This window comes from Qipengyuania sp. HL-TH1, from assembly GCF_036365825.1.
GTDB classification, from domain to species: Bacteria; Pseudomonadota; Alphaproteobacteria; order Sphingomonadales; family Sphingomonadaceae; genus Qipengyuania; species Qipengyuania profunda.
Genome location: NZ_CP142675.1, coordinates 597,778 through 623,428 on the forward strand (window position 1 = coordinate 597,778; position 25,651 = coordinate 623,428).

The 25,651-nt window shown below is 65.8% G+C and carries 29 protein-coding genes and 1 pseudogene; 17 read left to right on the top strand and 13 right to left on the bottom strand.

The window, feature by feature from the left end:
- Positions 1–195: 195 nt before the first annotated feature.
- The 6 genes from VWN43_RS03440 to VWN43_RS03465 all read right to left on the bottom strand — a co-directional run bounded on the left by VWN43_RS03440 (position 196) and on the right by VWN43_RS03465 (position 5,345).
- Positions 196–756, bottom strand: a complete 561-nt coding sequence (locus VWN43_RS03440; RefSeq protein WP_320180654.1) for a hypothetical protein — start codon at positions 754–756, stop codon at positions 196–198.
- A gap of 227 nt (positions 757–983) precedes the next feature.
- Positions 984–2,162 (bottom strand): CCA tRNA nucleotidyltransferase, encoded by a 1,179-nt coding sequence (locus tag VWN43_RS03445; RefSeq protein ID WP_320180653.1) that lies wholly within the window; start codon positions 2,160–2,162, stop codon positions 984–986.
- On the bottom strand, positions 2,155–2,760 hold the full coding sequence (locus VWN43_RS03450) for a CoA pyrophosphatase (RefSeq protein WP_320180652.1): 606 nt from the start codon (positions 2,758–2,760) through the stop codon (positions 2,155–2,157). Before VWN43_RS03450 ends, VWN43_RS03445 begins: the two co-directional genes overlap by 8 nt.
- Positions 2,757–3,305 carry a DUF1285 domain-containing protein gene (locus VWN43_RS03455; RefSeq protein WP_320180651.1) on the bottom strand — a complete coding sequence of 183 codons (549 nt, stop codon included), beginning with the start codon at positions 3,303–3,305 and terminating at the stop codon, positions 2,757–2,759. Before VWN43_RS03455 ends, VWN43_RS03450 begins: the two co-directional genes overlap by 4 nt.
- 293 nt (positions 3,306–3,598) lie before the next feature.
- On the bottom strand, positions 3,599–4,120 hold the full coding sequence (locus VWN43_RS03460) for a GNAT family N-acetyltransferase (RefSeq protein ID WP_253517826.1): 522 nt from the start codon (positions 4,118–4,120) through the stop codon (positions 3,599–3,601).
- A gap of 52 nt (positions 4,121–4,172) precedes the next feature.
- Positions 4,173–5,345 carry a PQQ-dependent sugar dehydrogenase gene (locus tag VWN43_RS03465; RefSeq protein ID WP_320180650.1) on the bottom strand — a complete coding sequence of 391 codons (1,173 nt, stop codon included), beginning with the start codon at positions 5,343–5,345 and terminating at the stop codon, positions 4,173–4,175.
- Between VWN43_RS03465 and VWN43_RS03470 the strand changes: the two genes are divergently transcribed.
- Positions 5,344–5,985 carry a ribonuclease HII gene (locus VWN43_RS03470; RefSeq protein WP_320180649.1) on the top strand — a complete coding sequence of 214 codons (642 nt, stop codon included), beginning with the start codon at positions 5,344–5,346 and terminating at the stop codon, positions 5,983–5,985. The genes VWN43_RS03465 and VWN43_RS03470 overlap by 2 nt on opposite strands.
- Here VWN43_RS03470 and VWN43_RS03475 read toward each other — a convergent pair.
- From VWN43_RS03475 to VWN43_RS03485, 3 genes are all read right to left on the bottom strand, one after another.
- Positions 5,966–6,220: a hypothetical protein gene (locus VWN43_RS03475; protein WP_253517784.1), complete on the bottom strand. Its 255-nt coding sequence runs from the start codon at positions 6,218–6,220 to the stop codon at positions 5,966–5,968. The genes VWN43_RS03470 and VWN43_RS03475 overlap by 20 nt on opposite strands.
- A 77-nt stretch (positions 6,221–6,297) precedes the next feature.
- Positions 6,298–6,510: a cold-shock protein gene (locus VWN43_RS03480; RefSeq protein WP_253517780.1), complete on the bottom strand. Its 213-nt coding sequence runs from the start codon at positions 6,508–6,510 to the stop codon at positions 6,298–6,300.
- 205 nt (positions 6,511–6,715) lie between these two features.
- Positions 6,716–6,910 (bottom strand): hypothetical protein, encoded by a 195-nt coding sequence (locus VWN43_RS03485; RefSeq protein ID WP_320180648.1) that lies wholly within the window; start codon positions 6,908–6,910, stop codon positions 6,716–6,718.
- Between the two features lie 373 nt (positions 6,911–7,283).
- Between VWN43_RS03485 and VWN43_RS03490 the strand changes: the two genes are divergently transcribed.
- Complete coding sequence (locus VWN43_RS03490) at positions 7,284–8,423, top strand: site-specific DNA-methyltransferase (protein ID WP_320182131.1); 1,140 nt, start codon at positions 7,284–7,286, stop codon at positions 8,421–8,423.
- A 74-nt stretch (positions 8,424–8,497) separates the two neighbouring features.
- Here the strand turns inward: VWN43_RS03490 and VWN43_RS03495 are convergent.
- Both VWN43_RS03495 and VWN43_RS03500 read right to left on the bottom strand, forming a co-directional pair.
- Positions 8,498–9,333, bottom strand: a pseudogene (locus VWN43_RS03495) (alpha/beta fold hydrolase).
- Between the two features lie 385 nt (positions 9,334–9,718).
- Positions 9,719–10,627, bottom strand: coding sequence for a LysR family transcriptional regulator (locus VWN43_RS03500; protein ID WP_320180647.1), 909 nt, complete (start codon positions 10,625–10,627; stop codon positions 9,719–9,721).
- 128 nt (positions 10,628–10,755) lie between these two features.
- Between VWN43_RS03500 and VWN43_RS03505 the strand changes: the two genes are divergently transcribed.
- The 3 genes from VWN43_RS03505 to folP all read left to right on the top strand — a co-directional run bounded on the left by VWN43_RS03505 (position 10,756) and on the right by folP (position 13,367).
- Positions 10,756–11,085: a nuclear transport factor 2 family protein gene (locus VWN43_RS03505; RefSeq protein ID WP_320180646.1), complete on the top strand. Its 330-nt coding sequence runs from the start codon at positions 10,756–10,758 to the stop codon at positions 11,083–11,085.
- Entirely contained in the window at positions 11,082–11,861 is a 780-nt protein-coding gene (locus VWN43_RS03510; protein WP_320180645.1) for an SDR family oxidoreductase, read from the top strand. The genes VWN43_RS03505 and VWN43_RS03510 overlap by 4 nt, the downstream gene beginning before the upstream one ends.
- A gap of 390 nt (positions 11,862–12,251) precedes the next feature.
- A complete protein-coding gene (folP, locus tag VWN43_RS03515) occupies positions 12,252–13,367 on the top strand; it encodes a dihydropteroate synthase (protein WP_320180644.1) in 1,116 nt (371 codons plus the stop codon).
- Positions 13,368–13,375: 8 nt separating this feature from the next.
- On the opposite strand, the gene VWN43_RS03520 is transcribed toward folP, so the two are convergent.
- Both VWN43_RS03520 and VWN43_RS03525 read right to left on the bottom strand, forming a co-directional pair.
- Positions 13,376–14,158, bottom strand: a complete 783-nt coding sequence (locus VWN43_RS03520) for an SDR family oxidoreductase (protein WP_320180643.1) — start codon at positions 14,156–14,158, stop codon at positions 13,376–13,378.
- Positions 14,159–14,177: 19 nt separating this feature from the next.
- Positions 14,178–15,596: a sigma-54-dependent transcriptional regulator gene (locus VWN43_RS03525; RefSeq protein WP_320180642.1), complete on the bottom strand. Its 1,419-nt coding sequence runs from the start codon at positions 15,594–15,596 to the stop codon at positions 14,178–14,180.
- A gap of 201 nt (positions 15,597–15,797) precedes the next feature.
- Between VWN43_RS03525 and VWN43_RS03530 the strand changes: the two genes are divergently transcribed.
- From VWN43_RS03530 to VWN43_RS03585, 12 genes are all read left to right on the top strand, one after another.
- Entirely contained in the window at positions 15,798–15,923 is a 126-nt protein-coding gene (locus VWN43_RS03530) for an aa3-type cytochrome c oxidase subunit IV (RefSeq protein ID WP_320180641.1), read from the top strand.
- Positions 15,924–15,927: 4 nt separating this feature from the next.
- Entirely contained in the window at positions 15,928–17,058 is a 1,131-nt protein-coding gene (locus tag VWN43_RS03535; RefSeq protein ID WP_320180640.1) for an NAD(P) transhydrogenase subunit alpha, read from the top strand.
- A gap of 24 nt (positions 17,059–17,082) precedes the next feature.
- Positions 17,083–17,367, top strand: coding sequence for an NAD(P) transhydrogenase subunit alpha part 2 (locus VWN43_RS03540; RefSeq protein ID WP_006833497.1), 285 nt, complete (start codon positions 17,083–17,085; stop codon positions 17,365–17,367).
- Positions 17,367–18,824: an NAD(P)(+) transhydrogenase (Re/Si-specific) subunit beta gene (locus tag VWN43_RS03545; protein ID WP_320180639.1), complete on the top strand. Its 1,458-nt coding sequence runs from the start codon at positions 17,367–17,369 to the stop codon at positions 18,822–18,824. Before VWN43_RS03540 ends, VWN43_RS03545 begins: the two co-directional genes overlap by 1 nt.
- A 1-nt stretch (position 18,825) precedes the next feature.
- Entirely contained in the window at positions 18,826–19,170 is a 345-nt protein-coding gene (locus tag VWN43_RS03550; protein ID WP_320180638.1) for a hypothetical protein, read from the top strand.
- A 65-nt stretch (positions 19,171–19,235) separates the two neighbouring features.
- Entirely contained in the window at positions 19,236–20,426 is a 1,191-nt protein-coding gene (locus tag VWN43_RS03555; protein ID WP_320182130.1) for a parallel beta-helix domain-containing protein, read from the top strand.
- Positions 20,423–21,439, top strand: a complete 1,017-nt coding sequence (locus VWN43_RS03560) for an SO2930 family diheme c-type cytochrome (protein ID WP_320180637.1) — start codon at positions 20,423–20,425, stop codon at positions 21,437–21,439. Before VWN43_RS03555 ends, VWN43_RS03560 begins: the two co-directional genes overlap by 4 nt.
- Positions 21,436–22,416 carry an alpha/beta fold hydrolase gene (locus VWN43_RS03565; RefSeq protein ID WP_320180636.1) on the top strand — a complete coding sequence of 327 codons (981 nt, stop codon included), beginning with the start codon at positions 21,436–21,438 and terminating at the stop codon, positions 22,414–22,416. The genes VWN43_RS03560 and VWN43_RS03565 overlap by 4 nt, the downstream gene beginning before the upstream one ends.
- A 76-nt stretch (positions 22,417–22,492) precedes the next feature.
- Positions 22,493–23,182 (top strand): aspartate/glutamate racemase family protein, encoded by a 690-nt coding sequence (locus VWN43_RS03570; protein WP_301298639.1) that lies wholly within the window; start codon positions 22,493–22,495, stop codon positions 23,180–23,182.
- A 113-nt stretch (positions 23,183–23,295) separates the two neighbouring features.
- A complete protein-coding gene (locus tag VWN43_RS03575; RefSeq protein WP_320180635.1) occupies positions 23,296–24,456 on the top strand; it encodes a deoxyguanosinetriphosphate triphosphohydrolase in 1,161 nt (386 codons plus the stop codon).
- Entirely contained in the window at positions 24,449–25,150 is a 702-nt protein-coding gene (locus VWN43_RS03580; protein ID WP_320180634.1) for an NAD(P)H-binding protein, read from the top strand. The genes VWN43_RS03575 and VWN43_RS03580 overlap by 8 nt, the downstream gene beginning before the upstream one ends.
- On the top strand, positions 25,150–25,605 hold the full coding sequence (locus VWN43_RS03585; protein ID WP_320180633.1) for an ABA4-like family protein: 456 nt from the start codon (positions 25,150–25,152) through the stop codon (positions 25,603–25,605). Before VWN43_RS03580 ends, VWN43_RS03585 begins: the two co-directional genes overlap by 1 nt.
- Positions 25,606–25,651 lie beyond the last annotated feature (46 nt).

The following is a 25,651-nucleotide window of genomic DNA, read 5'->3' on the forward strand; positions in this document are numbered from 1 at the left end:
CTGTTCCGTCCCACGCCCCCTCCCGGCCACCCACGGCACGGTATTCTATGGGTGGCCGGGAGGGGGCGTGGGATGGAACAGCCAGCAAGCTGGCGGCGGATGCCGCCAGCGCACGCAGAAGAGACGCACCCAAAGAAAAAGCCGGAGACGATCGCTCGTCCCCGGCCTTCATGCGACCCTTGAAGGGCTGTCGTATTATTCGCCAGCGCTTTCGGCAGCCGGGGCCGATGCAGCCATCGCGGCATCGATCTGGGCATTGGTCATCAGCGCCATCAGCGCGCCGTCGGGCGCGGCGGCGAAATGTTCGCGCAGCAGCGTGATCTTGTTGGTTTCGTCACCGCCGCGGGCGATGATGACATTGTCGCCTTCGATCTCGAGCACGGTGCCGAGCGGCGCATTCTTGGCGGTCACGGCTTCGGCGCCGACAACCAGCGCGGCGTCGCGCTTGGCCATGGCTTCCTGATGCGCGGCCTCCAGCATGCCGACGATCTGCGCCTTGGTGGCGTTGAGCGTGGCGCCCTGTTCACCGGTGCCGAAAGCAGCCGCCGGGACCGGGGCCTTCATGCCGTCGACCACGAGGACCGCGGTTTCGCCTTCGACGCTTTCGACGGTGCCGATTTCGACGCCGTCATTGCCATAGACGATCGCGCCAGCGGTCACACCGGCGGCAGCTTCCTGCGCGGTGGCGACGCCCGGGGCGACAGCGGCGGTGGTGGTGAGGGCAACGGCGGCGAGCGCCAGTTTCGCGATTTTCATATGCAACTCCAAGGCTTGTTATTCGGAACTCGCGGCTCTCCCACACGCGAAACGCGCGATCGAGCCGACTAAACTGGAAAGAGCGGACGAGAATGGTGATCTGCGCCCCCCGCAGTCCCCCAAGGGAGAACGGCTTCTCTATTTCACGGATTGCATCATTTCGCAACCGCGGGGCGTTTATGGTGCATTGCACCTTAAGCCACGCTGAAGCCGCGCGAAGGCGGGGTTCAGCGCGCGGCCAGCTCTTCGTCGAGCAGTTGCTCGACCCGTTCGCGGGAGGGGAAACGCTCCGACACCCAGCGCTTTTCGATGCACTGCAACATCCGCGCAACCTCAGGGCCCCTGGCGACGCCGCGGGCAACGATCTCGCCGCCCTTGAGCGGGAAGGCGGGGGCCTCCCAGTCGATGATCGGGGCCGGATCGGCCCCGCCGATCAGCAGGCGGTCCACCGCGCATTCGCGTCCGACCATATAGGCAAGCCCCTGCGGATGCGCCGCGTCCTGCGGCTCGCGCCGGGCGATGCAGGTCAGCCGGCCGCGCTGGCTGCGCGAGAGGCGCAGGCGTGCAGCCACCGTCTCCGCGACCGGAACGATGGCGGGCAGCAGTGCGGCCATCCGGCGCATTGCGGCGGGGGCGATTGCGGCGCTGCGTTCGGCATCGACAAGCCGGGCGAGCTGCGCGACCTCGCGCCGGCCGCTTTCTGGCAGCACTTCCTGCAGCACGCCCAATTCGCGCATCCGCTCCACCGTGGCCGCGGGATCTGGCAGCGCGAGCAGGTTCTGCAATTCCCAGCCCACCCGTTCGCGGCTGAGGCCCTTGAGCGTGGGCGCCAGCTCGCTGCAGGCGCGGCTCGCCTCGGCATCCCAATCATCGCCGAAGCGCGTGGCGAAGCGGAAATAGCGCAGGATGCGCAAGTGATCCTCTTTGATCCGGGTTGCGGCATCGCCGATGAAGCGCACGCGATGCGCGGACAGATCGTCCAGCCCGCCGAAATAGTCGTCGATCGCCAGCGTTTCGGGGTGGGCATAGAGCGCATTGATGGTGAAATCGCGCCGCGCTGCATCGTCGCGCCAATCTTCGGAAAAGGCGATCGTCGCGCGCCGGCCATCGGTCGCGACATCGCGGCGCAGGGTGGTGATCTCGACCGGGCCATCCTCGAGGATGGCGGTCACCGTGCCGTGGTCGATCCCGGTGGGCACGGTGCGGATGCCCGCCGACCGGCAGCGGTCGATTACGGTTGCGGGCAGGTGGCGCGTGGCGGCATCGATATCGTTGGCGGGATAGCCCAGCAGCGTGTCGCGCACGCAGCCGCCGACCCAGCGCAGATCCTCCGCGCCCAGCGCCTCGACCAGCTTCGCGAGGCTGGCACGCTGCGTCCAATCGGCCCGCGGAAGATGCTCAGTCATCCTGCGCCCGCAGCCATTCGACCCTGCGCGACAGGTTCCAGCAGATCGCCGCGGTGACGCCCCAGATCCGGTAGCCGTCATGGTCCATTTCGAGATATTCGCGCATCGCGCCTTTCCAGAACACCGAATTGCGGTTCCATTGCGATGCATCCATCAGCTTGTCGAGCGGGCATTCGAACCAGCTTTCGACCTCGCGTGGATCGGGGCGGATGGGCAGGTCATGCGGCACCGTGGCAAGCACCGGGGTGATGTCGAACCCGGTCCCGGTCTGGTAGCGGTCGGTGGTCCCGATCAGGCGCACATGCTCGGGCTCGATCGACAGTTCTTCCCACGCCTCGCGCAGCGCCGCCTGCACCGCGTCTTCGCCGTGGTCGAGCTTGCCCCCGGGAAAGGCGACCTGGCCGGGGTGGTCGCGCATGGTGCGCGGGCGCTGGGTCAGGAGAACGGTCGGGTTGGGCTGTTCGGTCACTGCGATCAGCACCGCCGCATCGGCAGTGCGGCTGGCATCGGCAAAGCGGCTGTCGGACAAGAGATCATCGAACTCGCGCGTATGGCCCTGCTGGAACAGCGTGGTCAGCCGATCGAAGATCGCGCTCATGTGGGCAGGAGCGAGTAGGTTTCGCCGCCGCTGTTCACGGTCCAGTCCTCGCCCCGCGCCAGCGCAATGCGCGCGAGCTGTTCATAGGTCGAACGGTTGAGCCGCGCTTCGCAGCCGCGCCTCACGTGCAGATAGAGCGCGGGGCTGTCGGGATCGCCCGCCGCGCGGATTGCATGGCCCGGACCCGCCACCACCAGTTCGTCGGTGTTGAGGCGGAAGGCGAGGTCGCCTTCGGTTTCGGACACGTCGGTCGCGATGAAACAGGCATCGTCCACTGCGATCGACAGCTTCTGATAGGGTACGACGAGCCAATAGCTGCCGTCGTCCTCGCGATTGAGCAGGCCGGCAAAGGCGCGCACCATGCCCCCCCGCCTGATCGGCGAGCCCTCGTGATACCAAGTGCCATCGGCGGCGATGCGCATGTGGCTGTCGTCGGTATTCTCGGGCGACCATTGCTCGACCGGGGGCAGCTTGCGCGCGGCAACCGCCTCCGCGATCTGGGCCAGCGACATTCCGGCAAGTTCGGGGGGCGGAGTGTAAGGCACGACGCGAGCGATGGCAGAACACTCCCGCTCACTCAATACCCCGTCGCCCCTGCGCAGGCAGGGGCCTGGATGACTCCACGTCAGGCTCGAGAGGCGAGGCTATCTGGATCCCTGCCTGCGCAGGGATGACGACGCGGTAATGGCGTCTGTTCGCGGCTGACTGCGTCAGTCGCTGCGCCCTGTTCGCTCCCGCTCCCCCTCCCGGCCACCCACGGCACGGTACTCTATTGGGTGGCCGGGAGGGGGAGCGGGACGGAACAGCAAGGTCAGGACGGATGTCCTGACCGCACGCATTAGGAATTCCACGGCCCCAACATGCCCTCGGCAGGCAGCACCGCCGGATTGCCCGTGCGCGCCAGCAGCCGGTCCCGGTCGTAGGGGCCGGGGCAGTGCCAGCCGCCCGTATGATCGGCCAGGAAGCCCCAGCGGTCGTAATAGTCGGGATCGCCGATCATCACTTGCGGCAGCGGGGCTGCGCCCTCTTCGAAGCCTGCGTCGATGGCGCCGAGGCTGGCGGCCATCAGCGCCTTGCCGAAGCCTTCGCCCTGTCGCCCGGGCATGACCGCGACGGGGCCGACCATGATCATCGGGTGTGCGCGGCCCTTGGGGTCAGTCAGCGCCACCGGCCACAGCTGGATCGTCCCGGCGAGGTAATCCTCGTCGTCGAGCGCAGCGAAACTCGCGCCTTCGAGCCAGTCCATCCCCGCGCGGATGCGATAGGCGGTGCGTGCATGCCGCTCCTCGCCGAACGCCGCGTCGAGCAATTGCTCGACCAGCGCCGGATCGATTGCGGAAAGGGGGACGAGGCTAGCCATGGGCCGCGCCGATTAGGGCTGCCCATGGCCGGTGTCGATCAATTTCGCCTTATCAGGGGCGAAGTTCCAGCAGCCGTCCGCCGTCGCCGTCTTCGAGCACCCACAGCGCACCATCGGGTCCTTCGACGATCTGCCGGATACGGTTGTCCATATCATAGCGGGCGGTCTCGCGCGCCGTGTCGCCATCGGTTGCGACGCGCACGATCGCTTCGGTCTTGAGGCCCGCGATCAGCAGATCGCCCGCCAGCCCGTCGAACAGGTCGCCGGTGTAGAAGATCATGTTTCCGGGCGCGATGACCGGCGTCCAGCTTACTGCGGGCTTGGCAAAGCCGTCATCCGCCGAATGGTCGGGAATGTCCGAGCCGTCGTAGTTCACCCCGTTCGACCGCACCGGCCAGCCGTAGTTCTGGCCGCGCCGGACGAGATTGAGTTCGTCACCGCCCTTGGGGCCGTGCTCGACTTCCCACAATTGCCCCTGCGCATCGAAATCGATGCCGAGGATGTTGCGATGACCCATCGACCAGATATCGGGCAGCGCCCCGCCGATCGCCCCATCGCCTGCGGGGCTGCCATCGAGGGTGAGCCGGACGATCTTGCCCAGATGGCTCTGCTTGTCCTGCGCGGGGGTCTGTTTCTGGCGTTCGCCGCTGGCGACGAACAGGTGCTGCTCGTCGGGGCTCAGCACCAGGCGATGCGAATAATGACCGCGTCCGGAAACCTTGGGGGTCTGCCGCCAGATGACCTCGAGGCCGTCGATGCGGCAGCTGTCCGATGCTGCGCAGACCAGTTCGCCGCGGCCCACGGCCGCGCCGCGCGTATCGCCTTCGCCGGCTTCCGCCCAGCTGAGATAGATCGCGCGGCGACCGATGGTGGAGGCGCTTTGCGACGGCAGGAAGGCGACATCGCCAAGCCCGCCCTGGCCACCGTAATCGACTTCGGGCAGGCCGGTGACGGGGATGACCCGGTCGTTTGCCGTATCGACGATCTTCGCCGTGCCCGCCTTTTCGGTGACGAACAGCATCGCGGTACCCGGGACGAAGGCCGCCGCCCATGGTTCGGCGAAACTCCCGTGTTCGGTGGTTACGAAGCCGCCGTCCCATGCGCCGCCGGTCTCGCCCGAAGGCGATGCCTGCGTCGGCGGGCTATCCCCCGATCCGGTGGAGCCGCAGCTTGAAGCGAGCAGGAGGGGCGATAAAGTGGCGGCAAGGATTGAGGTCTTTTTCATGTTCAGTGCAACTCCCGAACGAGGGCTTGGTGCCGCGCCATTGGTGATCGGCGTCGACGAGGCGGGGCGCGGGCCCCTGGCCGGTCCGGTTGTCGCAGCCGCGGTGGTGCTATGCAAGCCATGCCCCGGCGGGCTCGACGATTCCAAGCGGCTTTCGCCCAAGAAACGCGCGGCGCTCGAGCCGCAGATCATGGCGCGCTGTGCGTGGGGCCTGGCGGTGGTGGAGCCGGCGGAGATCGACCGGCTCAATATCTTCCACGCGACCATGCTGGCGATGACCGTTGCGGTGTCGCGGCTGGTCGCGGCGCTGGGGTGCGAACCCGAAGCGGTGCTGATCGACGGGAACATGACCCCGCACGGGCGACATCCCGAGTGGCGCTGGGCGCAGGCCCGGCCGATCGTCGGCGGTGACGGCAAGGAACGGTGTATTGGCGCGGCCTCGATCCTCGCCAAGGAACATCGCGATGCGCTGATGCGCGCTGCAGCCGCGCGGCACCCGCATTACGGGTGGGAACGCAATGCCGGCTATGGCACCGCCGAACATGTCGAGGCGCTGCGCGTGCATGGGCCCACGCCCTTGCACAGGCGCAGTTTTGCGCCCGTGGCGCAGGCGGATCTGTTTACGAGTAGGGTGGCGTAGGGACGCCGACTTCGCGCTCGGCGAGATCGCGGGCTTCGGCCTCGCGCGCTTCGGCCTTGGCGGTTTCGATCTTCTTGCGCTGCCGCGCTACGGCGCGGGCCTGATCGGCTAGCGCCTGCCAGGTCGCTTCGGACCGCAAGGCGCGATCGCGGACATTATCCAGCGTCGCCGCCTTGGCCTCCGCTGCGGATTCGGCAGCACGGGTTGAATAGAATTCGTAGGTCGGATTCGCCATCGATCATCTCCGTTGCTGCAGAAGGGATGGGCTGCGCGGCGTCATCCGTGGGGACGACGCCGCGCGGCCGCGTGAGATCAATCGGCAGCCGAGAGGTTCACGGCGCTTGCCTTGCCATTACGGCCGGTTTCGACTTCGTAATTGAGGCGCTGTTCCTTATCGAGCGACTGCATGCCGGCGGCCTGCACTGCGCTGATGTGGACGAAGCTGTCGTCCGAACCGTCGTCGGGCTGGATGAAGCCATAGCCCTTGTCGGTGTTGAAGAATTTTACGGTTCCGGTCTTGCTCATGATGGTTCCTTTCGAGAACGCGAGAGGTTGCCGCGCCACAACATGTGGAGCGGTCGTGCTTAAAATCGTCCAATGAAAGGAAGTCGTCGTCTGGTTTGCGCCGGGGCTACTGAAAGCAAGCGGCGGTCGTCAAAACCCGAAGTCCGTCGCATAATTCGACGTCAGCAATTATGCACTAGCACGGGCGCCTGCCGATACCAAACGCTTATTTGTGCGTCTGGTCGCTGCCGGTGGCTCCGGCGGTCGGTTGACCTTGTTCGATCAGCGCATGCCATTCGGCGATCTGGCGGTCGATTTCCGGATCGCTGCCAACCCAGGGCAAGGCATCGTTGGCGGGGGCGGGGTCCTGTGTGCGACGCGAGACGCGGAACAGGTTCGACAGGCGGTCGGCGAGTTTCATGGGCAGGCTCCTTGCGGATAGCACAACAACCCGGCCCGAGTGGCGGGGGCTGTAGCTAGAAGGCGGAAAGGAGGCGGGTGCCCTTTGCCAGGGGACCCCCAGACCCGTCGTTCGCGACCGGTAGCAGCAGCGCTTGTACCACAGCGCAGGCGGATCGCCTAAGAAATGCTGCGAAGGCCGCGCGATAGAGTCCTCGCGGCCACACCGCAGCATCTTGAGTCCGCAGATTCGCGGGGGACTCAAGATGTTGTAGCGGACACCTTCTGTTCTCTCTGCGCATTCCGCCGCACCTCGCAGCGCGCGGAATATTGGTGCTTGACCGCGACTCCGTTTGGACTCACCCTGTGGATAACTCAGGACAGGGAAGCATATGATGGGGGTCATCGAGACCACGAAGAGTCGCGCGAAAGCGGCTGTAAAACCGGCCGAAACGCCGCGCGAACTGCTGCCGCTCGGGCGCATTCTCGATGGCGACTGCGTGGAAGCCATGCGCTCGCTCCCCACCGCGTCGGTCGACCTCGTCTTCGCCGACCCGCCCTACAATCTCCAGCTCGGCGGCGATCTCAATCGGCCCGACGGCAGCCATGTCGATGCAGTGACCGATCACTGGGACCAGTTCGACAGTTTCAAGATCTACGACGATTTTACCCGCGAATGGCTGACCGAGGCCAAGCGCGTGCTCAAGCCCGATGGCGGGCTGTGGGTGATCGGCAGCTATCACAACATCTACCGCGTCGGCGCGATCCTGCAGGACCTGGGCTTCTGGATCCTCAACGACATCGTCTGGCGCAAGTCGAACCCGATGCCCAATTTCCGCGGCACGCGCTTCACCAATGCGCATGAAACGCTGCTGTGGTGCAGCCAGGGCGAGAAGGCCAAGTACCACTTCAACTACCGCGCGATGAAGACGCTCAACGACGAATTGCAGATGCGCAGCGACTGGGTGCTGCCGATATGCAACGGCGCCGAACGGCTGAAGGAGGGCGGCCACAAGGTCCACCCGACGCAGAAGCCCGAAAGCCTGCTCTACCGCGTGCTGCTCTCCACCACCGAGCGCGGCGACGTGGTGCTCGATCCTTTCTTCGGCACCGGTACCACCGGCGCGGTGGCCAAGCGGCTGGGGCGCGAATGGATCGGCTGCGAGCGCGAAGGCAATTACCGTGACGCCGCGATCAAGCGGATCGAGAAGGAACTCCCGCTCGACGAAAGCGCGCTCACCACGATGCAGGCGGGCCGCAGCGCGCCCAAGGTGGCCTTCGGTGCGCTGGTCGAAAACGGCTTCATCAAGCCCGGCACCAAGGTGTTCGACAAGAAGCGCCGCTGGACCGCGACCGTCCGCGCCGATGGCTCGCTGGCGCATGAGAAACAGACCGGCAGCATCCACGGCCTCGGCAAGGAGTTGCAAGGCGCGCCCAGCTGCAACGGCTGGACCTTCTGGCACTTCGAACAGGGCGGCGAGATCAAGCCGATCGACGCCGCGCGCCAGCTCTACCTGCTCGCGGTGGAGGACTGATCCTCTTGCGCGGCCTCGCCGGATAGCGCGCGCATCCCCCCGGGCCGCCTGGCAGGCCGGGGGGCGCGACGCCTCTAGCCAGTGATGAATTCCAGTATGTCCGCGTTGAGCTGGTCGGCATTCACCGTCAGCATACCATGCGACAGGCCGGGGTAGGTCTTGAGCGTGCCGTTCGCGAGCAGGTCGATCGCCTTGTGCGCCGAGGCGGCGATCGGCACGATCTGGTCGTCTTCGCCATGCAGCACCAGCGTGGGCACGGCGATCGCCTGCAGGTCCCCGGTCTGGTCGGTTTCGGAGAATGCCTCGATCCCGTCGTAATGCGCCTTCGCGCCGCCCATCATGCCCTGGCGCCACCAGTTCTGGATGACGCCTTCCATCGTTTCGGTATCCTCGCGGTTGAAGCCGTAGAACGGGCCTGCGGGAACGTCGCGGAAGAACTGCGCGCGATTGCCCGCCAGCGCGGCGCGGAAACCGTCGAACACCTCGCGCGGCGTGCCTTCCGGATTGTCGTCGGTTTTCAGCATCAGCGGCGGGACCGCGGCGACGAGCACCGCTTTGGCCACGCGCCCCTCGGGCTCGCCATGGCGCGCGACGTAGCGCGCCACTTCGCCGCCGCCGGTCGAATGGCCGATATGACCGCATTGCGCAGGTTGAGCGCGGCCGCCACGGCTGCGGCATCCGCGGCATAATGGTCCATGTCGTGACCGTGATCGACCTGCGCCGAGCGGCCATGCCCGCGGCGGTCATGCGCGACGACGCGGAAGCCATGCGACAGGAAGAACAGCATCTGCGCGTCCCAGTCGTCGGAACTGAGCGGCCAGCCGTGATGGAACACGATCGGCTGCGCCTCCTTGGGGCCCCAATCCTTGTAGAAGATTTCGACATTGTCCTGAGTGGTGACAAACGGCATTTCCGGTCTCCTTTGCGTGTGGGAGGGTGAAATACGGCAAGCATGGGTGGCGAACGGCCGCTGTCGGCCCGAGTCGCAGGAGGCAGGATACGCCTGTCGGGTGTCGTTTCCGCGGCTAATTGTCGGCGCGCGCAGTAATTACGAATGCACAGCACCAAGCAGCGCGTGAAACGGATATGGCTGGGCCTTCTGGCACTTCGCACAGGACGTCGTAATCAAACCCATCGGCGCCGCGCGCGCCAGCTCAACTTGCGGTGGTGAAATGGCAGGCCCAACGCGAGTTGCATGTCCCCGCTCGGCAGAGGCCCATGCCGGTGGCCGAACGCCATGGGGCCGCTAGCCTGCAAGAGGGGGCATCCGGGCCTTGAAGCAGGGTTTCTGGCTTTTAGTTCTGTTTTGCCGCGCGTGCGAGTTCGCGGGCGAGATCAACAAAGACCTTAACCGCCGCGGGTGGGTTGCGACGACTAGGATAATAGAGGCACAGGGGCGCAAGCGCGGGGGTCCAGTTTTCCAAAACCTGCACCATCCTCCCCGCATCGATGTCGGACCGGACATCCGATTCCATAAAGAACCCGAAGCCAACATTCTCGAGGACGGCCATGCGAGCCAAGCTTGCCTCATCGAGGATGATCGGACCTCGGACATCGACTTGCGTTGGCTGGCCCTGGGATTCGAAATGCCAGCGGTACATTGCTCCGTTCGGAAGGCGTATGCGGATACATGCATGAGAGAGTAGGTCTGCCGGTACTTGCGGGCGTTCTCGCCCAGCCAGATATGCTGGGGAAGCCACCACGACGTACCGCCTGGCTGGAGTGATCGGAATGGCGATCATGTCTGACGGAACCAGGTCCCGGCTCCTTACACCGAAGTCGAAGCCGGCTGCGACGATGTCGGTAAGATTGCCCTCCGTGACCAGATCGATATAGACCTCGGGAAAGCGTCTCAGGAACTCCAAGACGAGTGGTGCCATGATCTCGCGAGCGGCAGTGGGGAAAGTGTTGATCCGCAATGTCCCGGAAGGTGTGTCCTGCTGCGATCGGACGGTGTCGAGTGCTTGATGGACGTCCCGTAAGGCGGGGGTGACCTGATCGACAAACCGGCGGCCTGCTTCGGTCAAAGCAACGCTACGGGTCGTACGATTGAACAAGCGAACACCCAACTGGCTCTCCAGCTTGGCGATTGCGCTGCTCAATGCGCTAGTCGAGATACCCAGATCGACCGCTGCTGCGCGAAACGATGCTTTGCGACCAATCGCAAGGACGGCTTCGAAATCGCTCAAGCTGTAGCCGCTCATTGTCCTCAAAATCCAGATGGCTCATCCAGATTTATCTCAATTATCGGGATGCAGGTAAAGGCCTATTCGGATGGTGCCGAACAGGCCGGTGCTCTTCGCCGAACACCAAACCAATCTGGAGAATGATAATGCCTATTCATTTGCCTGACGTGGTCCGCGAGTATTTCGAGGCCGACAAGTCTTCAAATCCCGATGCGATCGCCCAATGCTTCGCCGAAGACGCGGTCGTGATCGACGAAGGGAATACCTACACGGGACGCGAAGCCATCCGCCAGTGGATGGCGAATGCCTCCACTCAATATACCTACACCGTCAAGCCGATCGCCATCGCTCCCGAGCACGGTCGGATTGTCGTGACAGGACATCTGGCGGGCAATTTCCCCGGTAGCCCGGTCGATCTGCGTTACATCTTCACCTTCGCAGACGACAAGATCGCCCGGCTTGAGATCGTGCCATGAGCGACTTCCTCTCGCTCTGCGGCAAGCGGGCGCTCGTCACGTCGGGGACCCGCGGAGCAGGTGCCGCGACCGTCGCACTTCTAACCGAACTCGGCGCCCGCGTCCTGACTACAGCGAGGAGCAAGCCAGAGGACATGAAGACGGCGAATTTCGTGGCGGCCGATCTCACGTCTCCGGATGGATGCGCTCGCGTGGCGCGCGCCGTATTCGATCGCCTTGGCGGGGTTGATATCGTTGTGCACATGCTCGGCGGTTCTTCTGCACCGGCCGGTGGGTATCAAGCGCTCACCGAGGAAGAATGGTCCCGAGAACTCGACCTCAACTTGATGCCCGCAGTTCGCCTCGACCGGGCATTGCTTCCTTCGATGACGACGCGAGGATCCGGCGTCGTAATCCACGTCACGTCGATCCAGAACGAGCTGCCATTGCCCGAGGCTACAACCGCCTACGCTGCAGCCAAGGCCGCTCTATCGACCTATAGCAAGGCGCTTTCGAAGGAGGTTTCACCCAAGGGCGTTCGCGTTGTTCGCGTCTCGCCCGGCTGGATCGCGACAGAAAGCTCAATCGCTCTCGCAGCACGCCTCGCAGCTGATCATGGCGTAAGCGTAGAGCAGGGAAAGCAGCTGATCATGGACTCGCTTGGGGGTGTGCCGATCGGTCGCCCATCCGAACCCGGGGAGATCGCAAATCTGGTTGCTTTTCTTGCTTCCGATCGAGCGGCGACGATCACTGGATCCGAGTATGTCATCGATGGTGGGACAATCCCTACCGTATGATCGCGATGGCTACACGGCTGCCAAGAAACGGAAGCGTTCGAGCGCGCATCCAGTGGCTGGCCGTGTTCGGAAAGTCGGTTTAGGTATTCGGGTGGCTTCACAAACGATACGGAAGTCGTCGCGCCAACCCTCATATTGCCTGCTCTCCCGCAAATGAAGCGCCCGCTTCATGCAGGAACTGCGCTCCGTACCGGGGCAGGGGAGTAGCAAACCGCCATAGGGTGACTGTCCTACAGTGCATTCGCGCGCTAACACTCAGCGCATGATCCAGCGCTTCATAGCTTCTGCCCCGCTCCGCTTCGCACAGCAAAACCCCTCTGCGGCTTTTTTCGCATTGGACCGTGTAACACCCGGTCCATGTCGCGGTGCTTGCTCTGGGGAAGTCCAACAATGAGCGGGCAGGTCTATATCCGCCCGATCGGGCTCGTTCCGGGCCCGCAGTCCGAACATGGCAATGCCATCCGGCTGGCGGGAACCATGGTCTATGCGAGCCGCTTTGCGGTGATCCTGCGCCGAGATGGCGAAGTGGTCGAGCGCTGGCTTGCCGCGCCTGACACCATGGCCGAAGCGCTCGGCCGCCTGCCCGACGAGCTTGGCGCCGAGGGCGAGGCGCAATGGGCCAATCTCACGCTCGCGCACCCCGCGCTCGAGCTGGGCGCGCGCACGGTCCGTCTCGACCAGCCGCAGGTGATGGGCATTCTCAACGTCACGCCCGACAGCTTCAGCGACGGCGGGCGCTTCCTCGACGATGCCGAGGCAGGCCGGGACCACGCCGCCGCCATGGTCGAAGCGGGGGCAGCGATCATCGATGTGGGCGGCGAAAGCACGCGCCCGGGCGCCAAGCCGCTGTGGGAAGGCGACGAGATCAAGCGCGTCGTTCCCGCGATCGAGGCCTGCGCCGGCATGGGCGCGGCGGTCAGCGTGGACACGCGCAAGGCGGCAGTAATGGAAGCCGCGCTGGAAGCGGGCGCGCATCTGGTCAACGACGTCTCGGGCCTCGCGCATGATCCGCGCAGCGCCGAAGTGGTCGCACGCGCCGGTTGTCCGGTGGTGCTGATGCATGCGCCCGGCGCGGCGGGCGAGGACCTGCATGCGGGCGGCGACTATGCCAGCGCGGTGTTCGACGTGTTCGACGCGCTGCGCGCGCGGCGCGATGCGGCGCTCGAAGCGGGGATAGCGGCGCAGCACATCCTGCTCGATCCGGGTATCGGCTTCGGCAAGAGCCTGGCGGAAAACCTCGCGCTGATGAACGCGCTGCCGCTGTTCCACGCGCTGGGTCATCCGCTGCTGCTGGGGGCCAGCCGTAAGCGCATGATCGGCGCGCTGTCGAAGGAAGCGCCGGTCGAGCAGCGGCTGGGCGGCAGCGTGGCGCTGGCGCTCGAGGGGATGCGCGCGGGCGTGCAATTGGTGCGTGTCCACGATGTCGCCGAGACGGTGCAGGCGCGCAATGTCTGGCGCGGCCTGCGCGATGCCGCGCTGACCGACTTCGCCGACCTGCCCGCCTAGCTGCGAGCCTAGCTTCCGGGCGAAGCGGCGCTGCCCGCCAGCAGCCCGCCGTCGAGCGTGAGTTCGGCGCCGGTCATATAGCCGCTGTCGGCGCTGGCGAGGTAGACGCAGGCCGCGGCGACCTCTTCGGCCGTGCCAAAGCGCTTCAGCGGCGTATCGGCGACCAGCGCGGCCATCTTCGCGTCGCGGTCGGGCCCGTCGCCCAGCATCGGCTCCCAGATGTCGGTGAGGATCGCGGCGGGGTGGACCGAGTTGCAGCGGATCGCCCAGCCTTGCTGCGCGGCGTAGAGCGCGACCGACTTGCTGTGGTTGCGCATCGCCGCCTTGCTCGCGGCATAGGCCGCCGCGCCGGGAATGCCGACGAGGCCCGAGCGCGAGGACATGTTGATGATCGAGCCGGTACCCTTGGCCTTCATCGCGCGCAGGGCGTAGCGGCAACCGAGGAAGCAGCCGTCGGTATTGACGCTGTGCACGCGGTGCCATTCGGCAAGGCTGGCGTTCTCGGGATCGTGCGGGGCGGGGCCGTCCTCGAACCCGGTGATGCCGGCGTTGTTGACCAGCACGTCGATCGCGGGGAAGGCCGCGGCCAGCGCGTCCCATTCGGTCTCGCTGGCGACGTCGAGGCGGTGGAAGCTGCAGCCGAGCTCGGCGGCGGCTTTCCTACCTTCGTCTTCGTCGATATCGGTGAGCACGACGCGCGCGCCTTCGGCCAGATAAGCGGCGCATATCGCCTTGCCGATGCCGCGTGCGCCGCCGGTAACCACGCACAGCATGTCGTCGAGCTTGCCCATGGCGACAGGGCTAGGCCGCTCAGGCGGCGTTGTCGATGCCGAGTTCGCTGAGCTTGCGGTAGAGCGTCGAGCGGCCGATCCCGAGCCGGCGCGCGACTTCGGTCATGCGCCCGCGGTAATGGCCGATTGCGAGGCGAATGATGTCGGCCTCGATCTCTTCCAGCGGGCGGACATTGCCGTCATCGGTGTAGAGCAGCACGCCCAGGCCGCGCGCGCGGCTCTCGCCGCGATCGGCCTGGTCGCCGAGCAGTTCGGCCAGCTGCGGGAAGCTGTGTGCAGTCAGCGCCTCGCGCTGTTCGAACACGCAGGCGCGGAACAATACCGCCTGCAACTGGCGGACGTTGCCCGGCCAGTCATAGGCTTCGAGCAGGCTCAGCCCGCTGTCGGCGATCGAGTGGTGCTGGAGCCCCGGCTGTTCGCCGATCTTGGCGAGGAAATAGCGTGTCAGTCCGGGGATGTCGCCCAGCCGCTCGCGTAGCGCGGGCATGCGGATGCGGGTGGCCGAAAGCTGGTCGTAAAGGGCCTGCGAGAACCCGCCCGTCGCGGCGAGCTCGGCCAGCGCGAAATCGCTGGTGGCGAAAATGCGCAAATCGACGCGAAAGCCGTGCGCGGCGCCGGTCGGGCGGACGATCCCGGTGGCGAGGACTTCGGCGAGGCGCTCCTGCTGCTCGGCGGGTATACGGTCGACATCGTCGAGGATCAGCGTGCCGCCGTCGCAATGCTCGATCAATCCGCGCTGGCGGTCGAATGCCCCGGCGAAGGCGCCCTGTTCATGGCCGAACAACAGCGATTCGAGCGAGGCGGGCGGCATCCCGGCGCAATGGACCTTGCGCATCGCGGCCTTGGCGCGCGTGCTGGCGGCATGCATCGCATTGGTGAGCATGTCCTTGCCCGAGCCGCTTTCGCCCTCGACCAGCACATGCGCATGCCCGCGCGCGGCGGTTGCAGCCTTGGCCAGCGCGGTGCGGAAGGGGGCGGCGGTGCCGACCATGCCGTCGAAGTCTACCGGGTGGGGAAGCTTCTCGGCCAGCGGCTGGAGTTCGGCGGTGGGCCGTCCGGCGCGCGTGGCGCTTGCCAAGGCCTGCAGCAGGCGGTCGGGTTCGACCGGTTTGACGACGTAATCGGTAGCGCCCGCGCGCATCGCCTCGACGGCGAGCCGGGGCGAGGCGCTGGCGGTAAGCATCAGCAGCGGTGCATCGGGCCGCGCGGCGCGCAAATCGCGGATCAGGTCGCAGGCGCGGTCGCCCGGCACCCATTGGTCGAGCAGGATCGCCGTGATGTCGCGGCCTTCGGGCGAAGCGAGCAGCGCGAGCGCCTGTTCGCCATCGGCAACGGTCAGCGTGCGCCAGCCGTCGCGCGCGGCAAGCGCGGACACCAGCCGGCTTTGTGCCGGCTCGTCGTCGATCAGCATCAACACGCGTGATTGCTGTGTCGCCATCTGTCTCGCCAAACTCCCTTGGACCCCTCGGGCATGCAGACCACGCCCTTGTGCAAAGTGCCCTAACCGAAACGGGTAAAGACCGGATTAAGCCTGTTTCGATGATGGCGGCGATTGCGGGGCTTGAGCACCCGGCCCCGCCGCGATAGACCCCGCCGCAACACTCGTTCACACATCACTGCCACACAGGGACTTATCGACATGGAATCCGCCAACGACCACAAGGCGCACAACCAGACCTACGGCTCGTTCATCGGCACGCTCAAATGGTCGGTCCCGCTGATCGCCATCATCACGCTGGTCGTCGTCATCCTGATTGCCGACTAGCCGCATGGCGCTACGCATCGCGGCGCTGAAAGAGCGCGCACCGGGCGAGAACCGGGTTGCGTTGACTCCCGAAACGGCGAAGAAATTTGCCGCTCTCGGGGCTGTAGTCGCAGTGGAGGAGGGCGCCGGTCTGGCCGCCGCCATCACCGACCAGGCCTATCGCGACGCAGGGGCCGAAGTGCTCACAGCGCAGCAGGCGGTCGCGGAGGCGGATATCGTGCTCGGTGTGCAGGCACCCGAGCTCATGGCGCTCGCGGGGGCCAAGCCGGGCGCATGGGTCGCAGCGACCTTCGACCCGTTCCGCAATGGCGAGCTGGTCGCAGCCTATGCCAAGGGCGGCTTCGAAGCGCTGTCGATGGAATTCATGCCGCGCATCACCCGCGCGCAGAGCATGGATGTGCTCTCCAGCCAGTCGAACCTCGCCGGCTACAAGGCGGTGCTGACTGCGGCCAATGTCTATGGCCGCGCCTTTCCGATGATGATGACCGCTGCCGGTACTATCCAGGCGGCCAAGGTCTTTGTGATGGGCGTGGGCGTGGCGGGCCTGCAGGCAATCGCCACCGCCAAGCGGCTGGGCGCACAGGTCTCGGCCACCGATGTCCGTTCGGCGACGAAGGAACAGATCCAGTCGCTCGGCGCCAAGCCGATCTTCGTCGAGGATGTCGCGGGCATCGAGGGCGAAGGCTCGGGCGGCTATGCCACCGAAATGTCCGAAGAATACCAGAAGGCACAGGCCGAGCTGGTATCGGGCCACATTGCCAAGCAGGACATCGTCATCACCACCGCGCTGATCCCGGGCCGGCCCGCACCGCGGCTGATCTCGGATGCGCAAATCGCCAGCATGAAGCCGGGCAGCGTGATCTTCGACCTAGCCGTTGCGCAAGGCAGCAATGTCGAGGGCTCCAAGCCCGACGAGGTGATTGAGAAGCACGGGGTCAAGATCGTCGGCTATTCGAACACTGCAGGGCACCTCGCGGCGGACGCGTCGGCCTTGTTTGCGCGCAATCTGTTCAACTTCCTCTCGGCATTCTGGGACAAGGAAGCTGGCAAGCCCGTGCTCGACGAGGAAATCGGCGATGCCGTGCGGTTGACGCAGGGCGGCAAGGTCGTGAACGAGAGACTGACCACCGCGTAATCCGGGCCCGGGGAGGGGCCGCACATGGACTTCATTTCGATCCTGTCGATCTTCGTGCTGGCGTGTTTCGTCGGCTATTACGTGGTCTGGTCGGTCACGCCTGCGCTGCACACGCCGCTAATGGCGGTGACCAATGCGATCTCTTCGGTGATCATCGTCGGCGCGCTAATCGCGGCGGCGGCGGCGGACGTGCCGGGGGCGAAGTGGCTTGGGCTGCTCGGCATCGTGCTCGCCAGCGTGAACATCTTCGGCGGCTTCGCGGTTACGGCGCGCATGCTTGCGATGTACAAGAAGAAGGAGAAGAAGTGATGCTTTCTCTCCTTGCAGCTGCGCCTGTTGCAGAGGCAGTCGCACACGGTCCGGTGAACCCATGGGTGGCGCTCGCGTATCTCGTATCGGGCGTCTTCTTCATCCTCGCGCTGCGCGGCCTGTCCTCGCCCGCGACGAGCCGGACGGGCAATCGCTTCGGCATGATCGGCATGCTGATCGCGGTGGTGACGACGCTGGTGACGCACGACATCGCCAACATCGTCGAGATTCTGATCGCTATCGCGGTCGGCGGCGTGATCGGCCTCGTCATCGCCCGCCGTATTGCCATGACCGCGATGCCCGAACTGGTCGCAGCTTTCCACTCGCTGGTCGGCCTCGCAGCGGTTCTGGTGGGCTGGGCGGCCTATCTCAATCCGAGCGCATTCGGCCTGCTGGTGGGCGGCAATATCGGCGCGGTCTCGAAGGTCGAGATGGGTCTCGGCATCGCCATCGGCGCGATCACTTTCTCCGGCTCGGTCATTGCCTTTGCCAAGCTTTCGGGGCGGATGAGCGGGTCGCCGATCCTGCTGCCCGCGCGCCACATCATCAACCTCGGTACGTTGACCGCGATCATCGTGCTCATCGGTCTTTTCGCCCTGACCGGACACACCGAAACCCTGCCGCTTATCATCGCGCTAACCGTGCTGGCCTTCCTGATCGGCTTCCTGCTGATCATCCCGATCGGCGGGGCGGACATGCCGGTCGTGGTGTCGATGCTGAACAGCTATTCGGGCTGGGCCGCGGCGGCGATGGGCTTCACGCTGGGCAACAGCGCGATGATCATCACCGGCGCGCTGGTGGGCTCTTCGGGCGCGATCCTCAGCTACATCATGTGCCGCGCGATGAATCGCAGCTTCCTCAGCGTGATCGCGGGCGGCTTCGGCGCGGAGGACGGCGGGGCGGCTGGCGGCGAACCGCGCGAGCAGCGTCCCTACAAGCAGGGCAGCGCGGCGGATGCGGCCTTCATGCTCGAACAGGCGGAGAAGGTCATCATCATCCCCGGCTACGGCATGGCGGTGGCGCAGGCGCAGCATGCGCTGCGGGAGATGACCGACATCCTCGAGGAGAAGGGCGTCGAGGTGAAGTTCGCCATCCACCCGGTCGCGGGCCGCATGCCCGGGCACATGAACGTGCTGCTCGCCGAAGCCAGCGTCGATTACGACAAGGTATTCGAGCTGGAGGACATCAACAGCGAGTTCGCGCAGGCCGACGTCGCCTTCATCATCGGTGCCAACGACGTGGTCAATCCCGCGGCGAAGACCGACAAGTCATCGCCCATCTACGGCATGCCCGTGTTCGACGTCGACAAGGCCAAGCAGGTGTTCTTCATCAAGCGCAGCATGGGCGGCGTCGGCTATGCCGGGGTCGATAACGACGTCTTCTACATGGACCAGACGATGATGTTGCTGTCCGATGCGAAGAAGATGGTCGAGGAAATCGTGAAAGCGCTCGATTGAGATGAAACGCGTGCTGATCGTCCTCGCGCTGCTGGTCGTCGGCGGGCTGGTCCTCTGGGCGACCGTCGGCGGCGGGCTGCAGGCCACGGTCGAGGACCGACTGGAGGACGAGTTCGTCGCGCGCGGATTGCCGCAGCCAATGGCTGAATGCATGGCTGGACGAATGGCGCAGCGGCTTTCGGTTACCCAATTGCGCAAGCTGGAAAACCTGCGCGCCGAAGACGGCGAAGCAGGCGTTCCGCTGAGCATCGCCGAATTGCTCGAACGCGTTCGCCGCGTGGGCGACAGCGAGGTGTTGGAGGTGGCGGCCAGCTCTGCCGCCGTCTGTGCCTTCGCGGGACGCTGATACGTCCGATACGCTTGCAATCGCCCGTCCTTGCGGCACTATAGGTTGCAAGGGAGAGACTCATGATGATCAGACTGTCGATTGCCGCCGCGCTGCTTGCAAGCGCTGCGCCTGCCATTGCCGCCACGCATAATGTCGCACCGGGTGAAGGCGCGCAGGAAGCCTTGCAGGAAGCGCTGATCCTCGCCGAGCCGGGAGACGAGATCGTGCTCGCTGCGGGCCGCTATACGCTGACCGATGGTCTCAGCCTCGATGTCGACGATGTGACCGTGCGCGGCGCGGGCATGGATGGCACCGTGCTCGATTTCACCACGCAGCAGGGCGCGGGCGAAGGGCTGCTGGTAACCAGCGACGGCGTGACGCTGCGCGATTTCGCGCTCGAGAACCCGAAGGGCGACGGAGTGAAATCCAAGGGCGCGGACAATATCGTCTATTACCGCATCCGCGTGACCTGGACGCGCGGTCCGCATCCCGAGAACGGCGCCTATGGCGTCTATCCGGTCGAAAGCGACGGCGTGCTGGTCGATGGCGTCAAGGTCACCGGCGCATCGGATGCGGGCATCTATGTCGGCCAGTCGCAGAACATCACCGTGCGCAATTCGATTGCCGAGGCCAATGTCGCCGGGATCGAAATCGAGAACAGCCGCAATGCGCTGGTCGAACACAACCTCGCCACGCGCAACACCGGCGGGATACTGGTCTTCGACCTGCCCAATTTGCCGGTGATGGGCGGCGGCAATGTAATCGTCGCCAACAATCTGGTGATCGCCAACGACACGCCTAATTTCGCGCCTCCGGGCAATATCGTGGCGGGCGTACCGCGCGGCACCGGGATCATGGTGATGGCCAATGACAAGGTGCTGATCGAAGACAACATCCTGTCGCGCAATCCGACCGCTCCGATCATGGTCATCGCCTACACGCAGGAGTTCGAGGACGAGCGGTACAATCCGCTGCCGCGCGACGTGGTGGTGGGCGAAAACCGCTATGACGGCGGCGGCTATGATCCGCAGCTCGAGGGTGCGGACATGCTGCTGGCAGCCTTCGGCGGCGAACTGCCGCCCGTGCTGTGGGATGGCCTCGGCTCGCTGTCGGCTGTCGAAGGCACCGCGGGCTGGAACCTCAACCTGACCGAAGCGGGCAAGGGGCTGGGCGCGGCGCAGCCCGGTCCGCTGGCAGTCGGGACGCCCGCCAGCGAATTCGATCGTAGCGGGATCGGCGCACCCGCCGAACTCGAACAACGGCTTGGCGGATGAGGTCAGCCGGCTGGCTCGCCTGTGCTGCTGTCGCGCTTTCGGGCGCGATGGTCGCGCGTGCGACCCCGCCGCCGCCCGAATACGTCAATGACGCCGCGATCATGGGCGATGGCATGCCGCGCCTGCTGTCGGACTACGGCTTTTTCGACGATCCGGGCGCGCAAGTGCCCGTGGCCGGGGTCCATCCATATCGCCTGAACACGCCGCTCTATTCCGATGGCGCGGAGAAAATGCGGTTTGTCTACCGCGCAGCGGGCACGCAGTTCACCGCGCAGGGCGACGGCCTGCTCGACCTGCCGGTGGGCACGGCGCTGATCAAGACCTTTGCCTTCGGCGAGGGCAGCGAACGGCGACTGATCGAAACGCGCGTGCTGCTGCACCGCGCGGACGGCTGGCTGGCGCTGCCCTATCTGTGGAATGACGAGCAGACCGATGCGCGGCTGGCGGTCGTGGGTGCGCGGATCGCCCTGACCACCCCGGCAGGGCAGGCGATCAGTTACCGCGTCCCCAACAAGAACCAGTGCAAGGAATGCCACGGGCTGAGCGGTGAAGTGGTGCCCATCGGCCCCAAGGCGCGCAATCTGTCGCACGCCTGGTTGAGCCGGATGGTCACGGCCGGGCACCTCGATAGGGTGCCGCAGGATGCCGACCAGTTGCCGCTGTGGGAGGAGCGTGAAAGCGCGCCGCTGTCCGCCGCCGCGCGCGCCTATCTCGACGTGAACTGCGCGCATTGTCACCAGCCTGGCGCGACCGCCTCGAACAGCGGGCTCGACCTGAGGTGGGAGCAACAGGCGCCCGAGGCACTGGGGATCGGCAAGCGACCCGTGGCGGCCGGGCGCGGGGCGGGCGGACACCTGTTCGATATCGTGCCCGGATCGCCCGATGCGTCGATCCTCACCTATCGCATGGCCAGCCCCGAACCCGGTGTGGCGATGCCCGAACTGGGCAAGGCGACGGTCGATGAAGAAGGGCTCACCATCGTGCGCCGCTGGATCGAGGAGATGGCCCCGTGAAATGGTTCTGGCGCATTCTGGGCGGGTTGGCGCTCGTCCTTGTGGCCGCATTCTTCGTCCTGCGCGTACCCGATACCGATGCCGGCGCCATGTATGCTAAATATGGCACCCCGCCATCGCAGATGCTGGGAATCGACAGGACCCGCCGCGTGCATGTCCGCGACGAAGGTCCGCGCGATGCACCGGTCGTCATCCTGCTGCATGGCTCGAATGCCGATCTCCACACCTGGCAGGCCTGGGCCGACGCGCTCAAAAGCGACTACCGCGTGATCCGTTTCGACCAGCGCGGGCATGGGCTGACCGGTCCTGCGGCCGATGGCGATTACGCGCTCGATGCCTTCGTGAAAGATATCGACGCGGTCGCCGACGCGCTCAATGTCGAACGCTTCACGCTGGCGGGCAATTCGATGGGCGGGGCCATCGCCCTGGGTTATGCGATCGCCAATCCGGACCGGCTCGATGGACTGGTGCTGGTCGATGCCGCCGGCGCGCCAGTCGAGCGCGACGGTGGTGGCAATCTCGCCTTCCAGCTGGCCGCCATGCCCGGTGTGGGCAATGTGATGAGCCAGCTGCTGCCGCGTTCGCTGGTCGAGCGCAGCCTGTCGCAAAGCGTTTCCAACCAGGCGGTCGTGACCCCCGGCACGGTCGACCGCTATTGGGAGCTTGCCCGCTATCCCGGCAACCGCAATGCGACGCGCCAGCGCTTTGCAACGCCGCGCCGGAATTTCGACGCTGCGCAGATCGCGGCGGTGACAGTTCCCACGCTGGTGATGTGGGGCGAGGAAGACAGCCTGATCCCCTATGCGGCGGCCGGTTGGTACATGGAACACCTGCCCAATGCGACGCTCGCGAATTATCCCGGCGTCGGCCATATCCCGATGGAAGAAGCGCCCGAACAAAGCGTTGCGGACCTGCGGATCTGGCTGGGCGAAGTGCTCGCCTCGCAAGATGTCGCGGACGAAGGAACCGCCTCGTGACCCGCCCGTTGTAAGGCCCTGATACGCGGGCACACCGCGATCGTGCGAACATGAGGGCGGAATAGGGGACAAACGGTTGCGCAAGCTTGGCATTATCGGGGGGATGAGCTGGATCTCGACCCGCGCCTATTACGAACGGATCAACAAATCGGTGCAGAAGCGGGCGGCCCCCTTGGCCAGCCCGCCGCTGCTGATCGAAAGCCTCGATTACGCGCCCATCGCCGCGGCCAAGAATGCCGATGACTGGGACGCGATCGCCGCCACGCTGGTCGAATCCGCGCGGCGGCTCGAAAGCGCCGGGGCCGAAGGCCTGGTGATCGCGGCCAATGCCATGCACAAGGTCTATGACCGGCTGACCGAAGCGGTCTCGATCCCAGTGCTGCATATCGCCGACAGCGTCGGCCAGGCGATGGAAGACGCCGACTGCAAGAGCGCCGCACTGCTTGGCACGCGCTTCGTGATGACCGAAAGCTTCTATCGCCAGCGGCTGGTCGGCCACGGCGTCGATCTGCTCCCGCCCGATCCCAATGATGTCGAACTGGTCGACGGGATCATCTACAAGGAATTGATGCTCGGCCGCGTGACCCGCGATGCCGAGCGTGCGCTCAAGACGATCATCACGATGAAGGAAAAGGACGGCGCCGAGGCGATCGTGCTGGCCTGTACCGAGCTCGAGCTGGTCGTCGACACCGACGCCAACGTGCTGCCGGTCTACGATTCCACCGATATCCACTGCCGCGCCGCGGCGGACTGGATCCTGGGCTGAATCCGCAAACCCGCGAACCCGGCTGTCCGCGCGCACATTCTGCCGAAAACCCGCCGGGTTCGCCTTTCGTTCACGTTGTCGCCCACCCGGCGCTGACCTAAGCCTCGGCGGGCATGCACACAGCCCCCTACGCTTCCGATCCCGCCGCCAGCCGCGGGCGCGAATTCACCGAGGAACGCGAGGGATCGCGCGGCCCGCGCAGCGAATTCCAGCGCGACCGCGACCGCATCGTCCATTCGATCGCCTTCCGCCGCCTGCGTTCCAAGACGCAGGTGTTCGTCTCGCCCGATGGCGACCATTACCGCACCCGGCTGACGCATAGTCTCGAGGTCGCGCAGGTCGGCCGCGTGCTGGCGCGCGAGCTGGGGCTCGACGAGGACCTGACCGAAGCGCTGTGCCTGGGTCACGACATCGGCCACCCGCCCTTCGGCCATGCGGGCGAAAAGGCGCTTGAAGAGGCCATGGTCCATGCCGGTGGCTATGACCACAACGCGCAGGGCCTGCGGACGCTGGCGCGGCTCGAAAGCCCTTATTGCGACCACGACGGGCTCAACCTCACATGGGAGACGCTCGAAGGGCTGGCCAAGCACAACGGCCCGGTCGCCGCGCCGAGCTGGGCGCTGGCCGAAATCGATCGTGCGTTCCCGCTCGATCTCGCGACCTGGCCCTCGCTGGAGGCACAGGTCGCGGCGGTCGCGGACGACATCGCCTACGATAATCACGACATCGACGACGGCCTGCGCGCCGGCTTCCTCGAACTCGACGATCTGCTCGCGCTCGACTGGCTGGCCGATCAGTGGCGCGCGGTGGAGAAACGCTTTCCCTTCGCCCCGCGCGATCGCCAGCTGCGCGAATTGGTCCGCACGCAGATCGGGCTGATGGTCAACGACGTCCTCACGCATACGCGCGAACAGGTACAGGGCATTGCCAGCGTCCAAGAAGTGCGCGGCGCGGGCCGCCAGCTGGCCGGGTTCTCGCCCGCGATGGGTGAACGCGAACGCGTGCTCAAGCGCTTCATGTACGACCGGCTCTATTATCACGAGGAACAGCTCGCCACCGCCGAACGCGCGCGCGACGTGATCGCGCGGCTGTTCGCCGCCTATCACGACGACCCGCGCACCATGCCCGACGACTGGCTCGCCACGTTGCCCGCGCAGGAACCGCAGCGCAGCCGCCATATCGCGGACTTCATCGCCGGAATGACCGATCGCTATGCGATCACCCAGTGCAACCGCATCTACGGCAGCACGCCCGAAGGGCTGAGCAATGTCTGACGCGGTTCGCATCGCCCTGATCGGCGCCACCGGGCTCGTCGGTTCGAGCGTGATCGGGCAATGCGTCGGGCGCGAGGACCTGCGCCTTACCGGTATCGCGCGGCGCGAGGTGGCGCTGCCGCGCGGTATCCGCATGGAGCTGTTCGTCGCCGAGCCCGCCAAATGGGGCGAGGTGATCGAGGCGGTCCAGCCCAAGGCGATCATCTGCGCGCTGGGCACGACCTGGAAAAAGGCGGGCGCGGACGAGGCGGCGTTTCGCGCGGTCGATCAGGACCTCGTGCTCGACACCGCCCGCGCGGCGCGCGAACTGGGGGTCGAACGCTTCGTCCATATCAGCTCGGTCGGCGCCGATCCGATGGTGAAACCGTTCTACCTGCGCGTGAAAGGCGAGGTCGAGCGCGAGCTGACCAAGCTGCGCTTCAACCGGCTCGACATCCTGCGCCCCGGCCTGCTGCGCGGCACGCGCGAGAACGATCGCCGACCTGCCGAGCGGTTCGGCATCGCGGCAGCGCCGGTGGCGAACCTGCTGCTCCATGGCAAATATCGCCAGTATCGTGGTATCAAGGCCGATGTCGTTGCCCGCGCGGCGCTGGCGCTTGCAAAGCGGGCCGCACGCGGCCGCTTCGTGCATGATAACGACGCCATCCAGCGCGCGGCGCATACGCTGCCGCAAATCGAACATGAGGTGCTCTGATGTGGGATACGGCTTTCGGGACAGCCAATGCGCTCGCCATGATCATGTGGGCCGGATTGATCCTGCTGCCGCGCTGGCCGGCGCTGCTGGCGGCGGTGCTCTATGCCGGGGTGGGGCTGCTGTGCCTTGCCTATACCGTCGGCTTGATCGGTATCCTGACGGGCGCCTTCGACCCCGTTCCCCTCGGCTCGGGTGAAGCCGCCAGCTTCTCGACGATCGAGGGCGTCCGCGCGATTTTCTCCAGCGATGGCGGCGTGACCGTCGGCTGGATCCACTACCTCGCCTTCGATCTCTTCGCCGGTCTGTGGATTGCGCGCGATGCCGATGCCAAGGGCTTTTCGCGGCTGCTGCAGGCACCGATCCTGCTCGCGACCTTCTTTGCCGGGCCGCTCGGCCTGTTCCTGTGGCTGGCCATTCGCGAACGTCGTGCGCGGGCCGGCGGACGCTGGCAGTAACGCCTGTCGGAATCGGGTTGCGCAACGCAACCGACCTGCCATGATG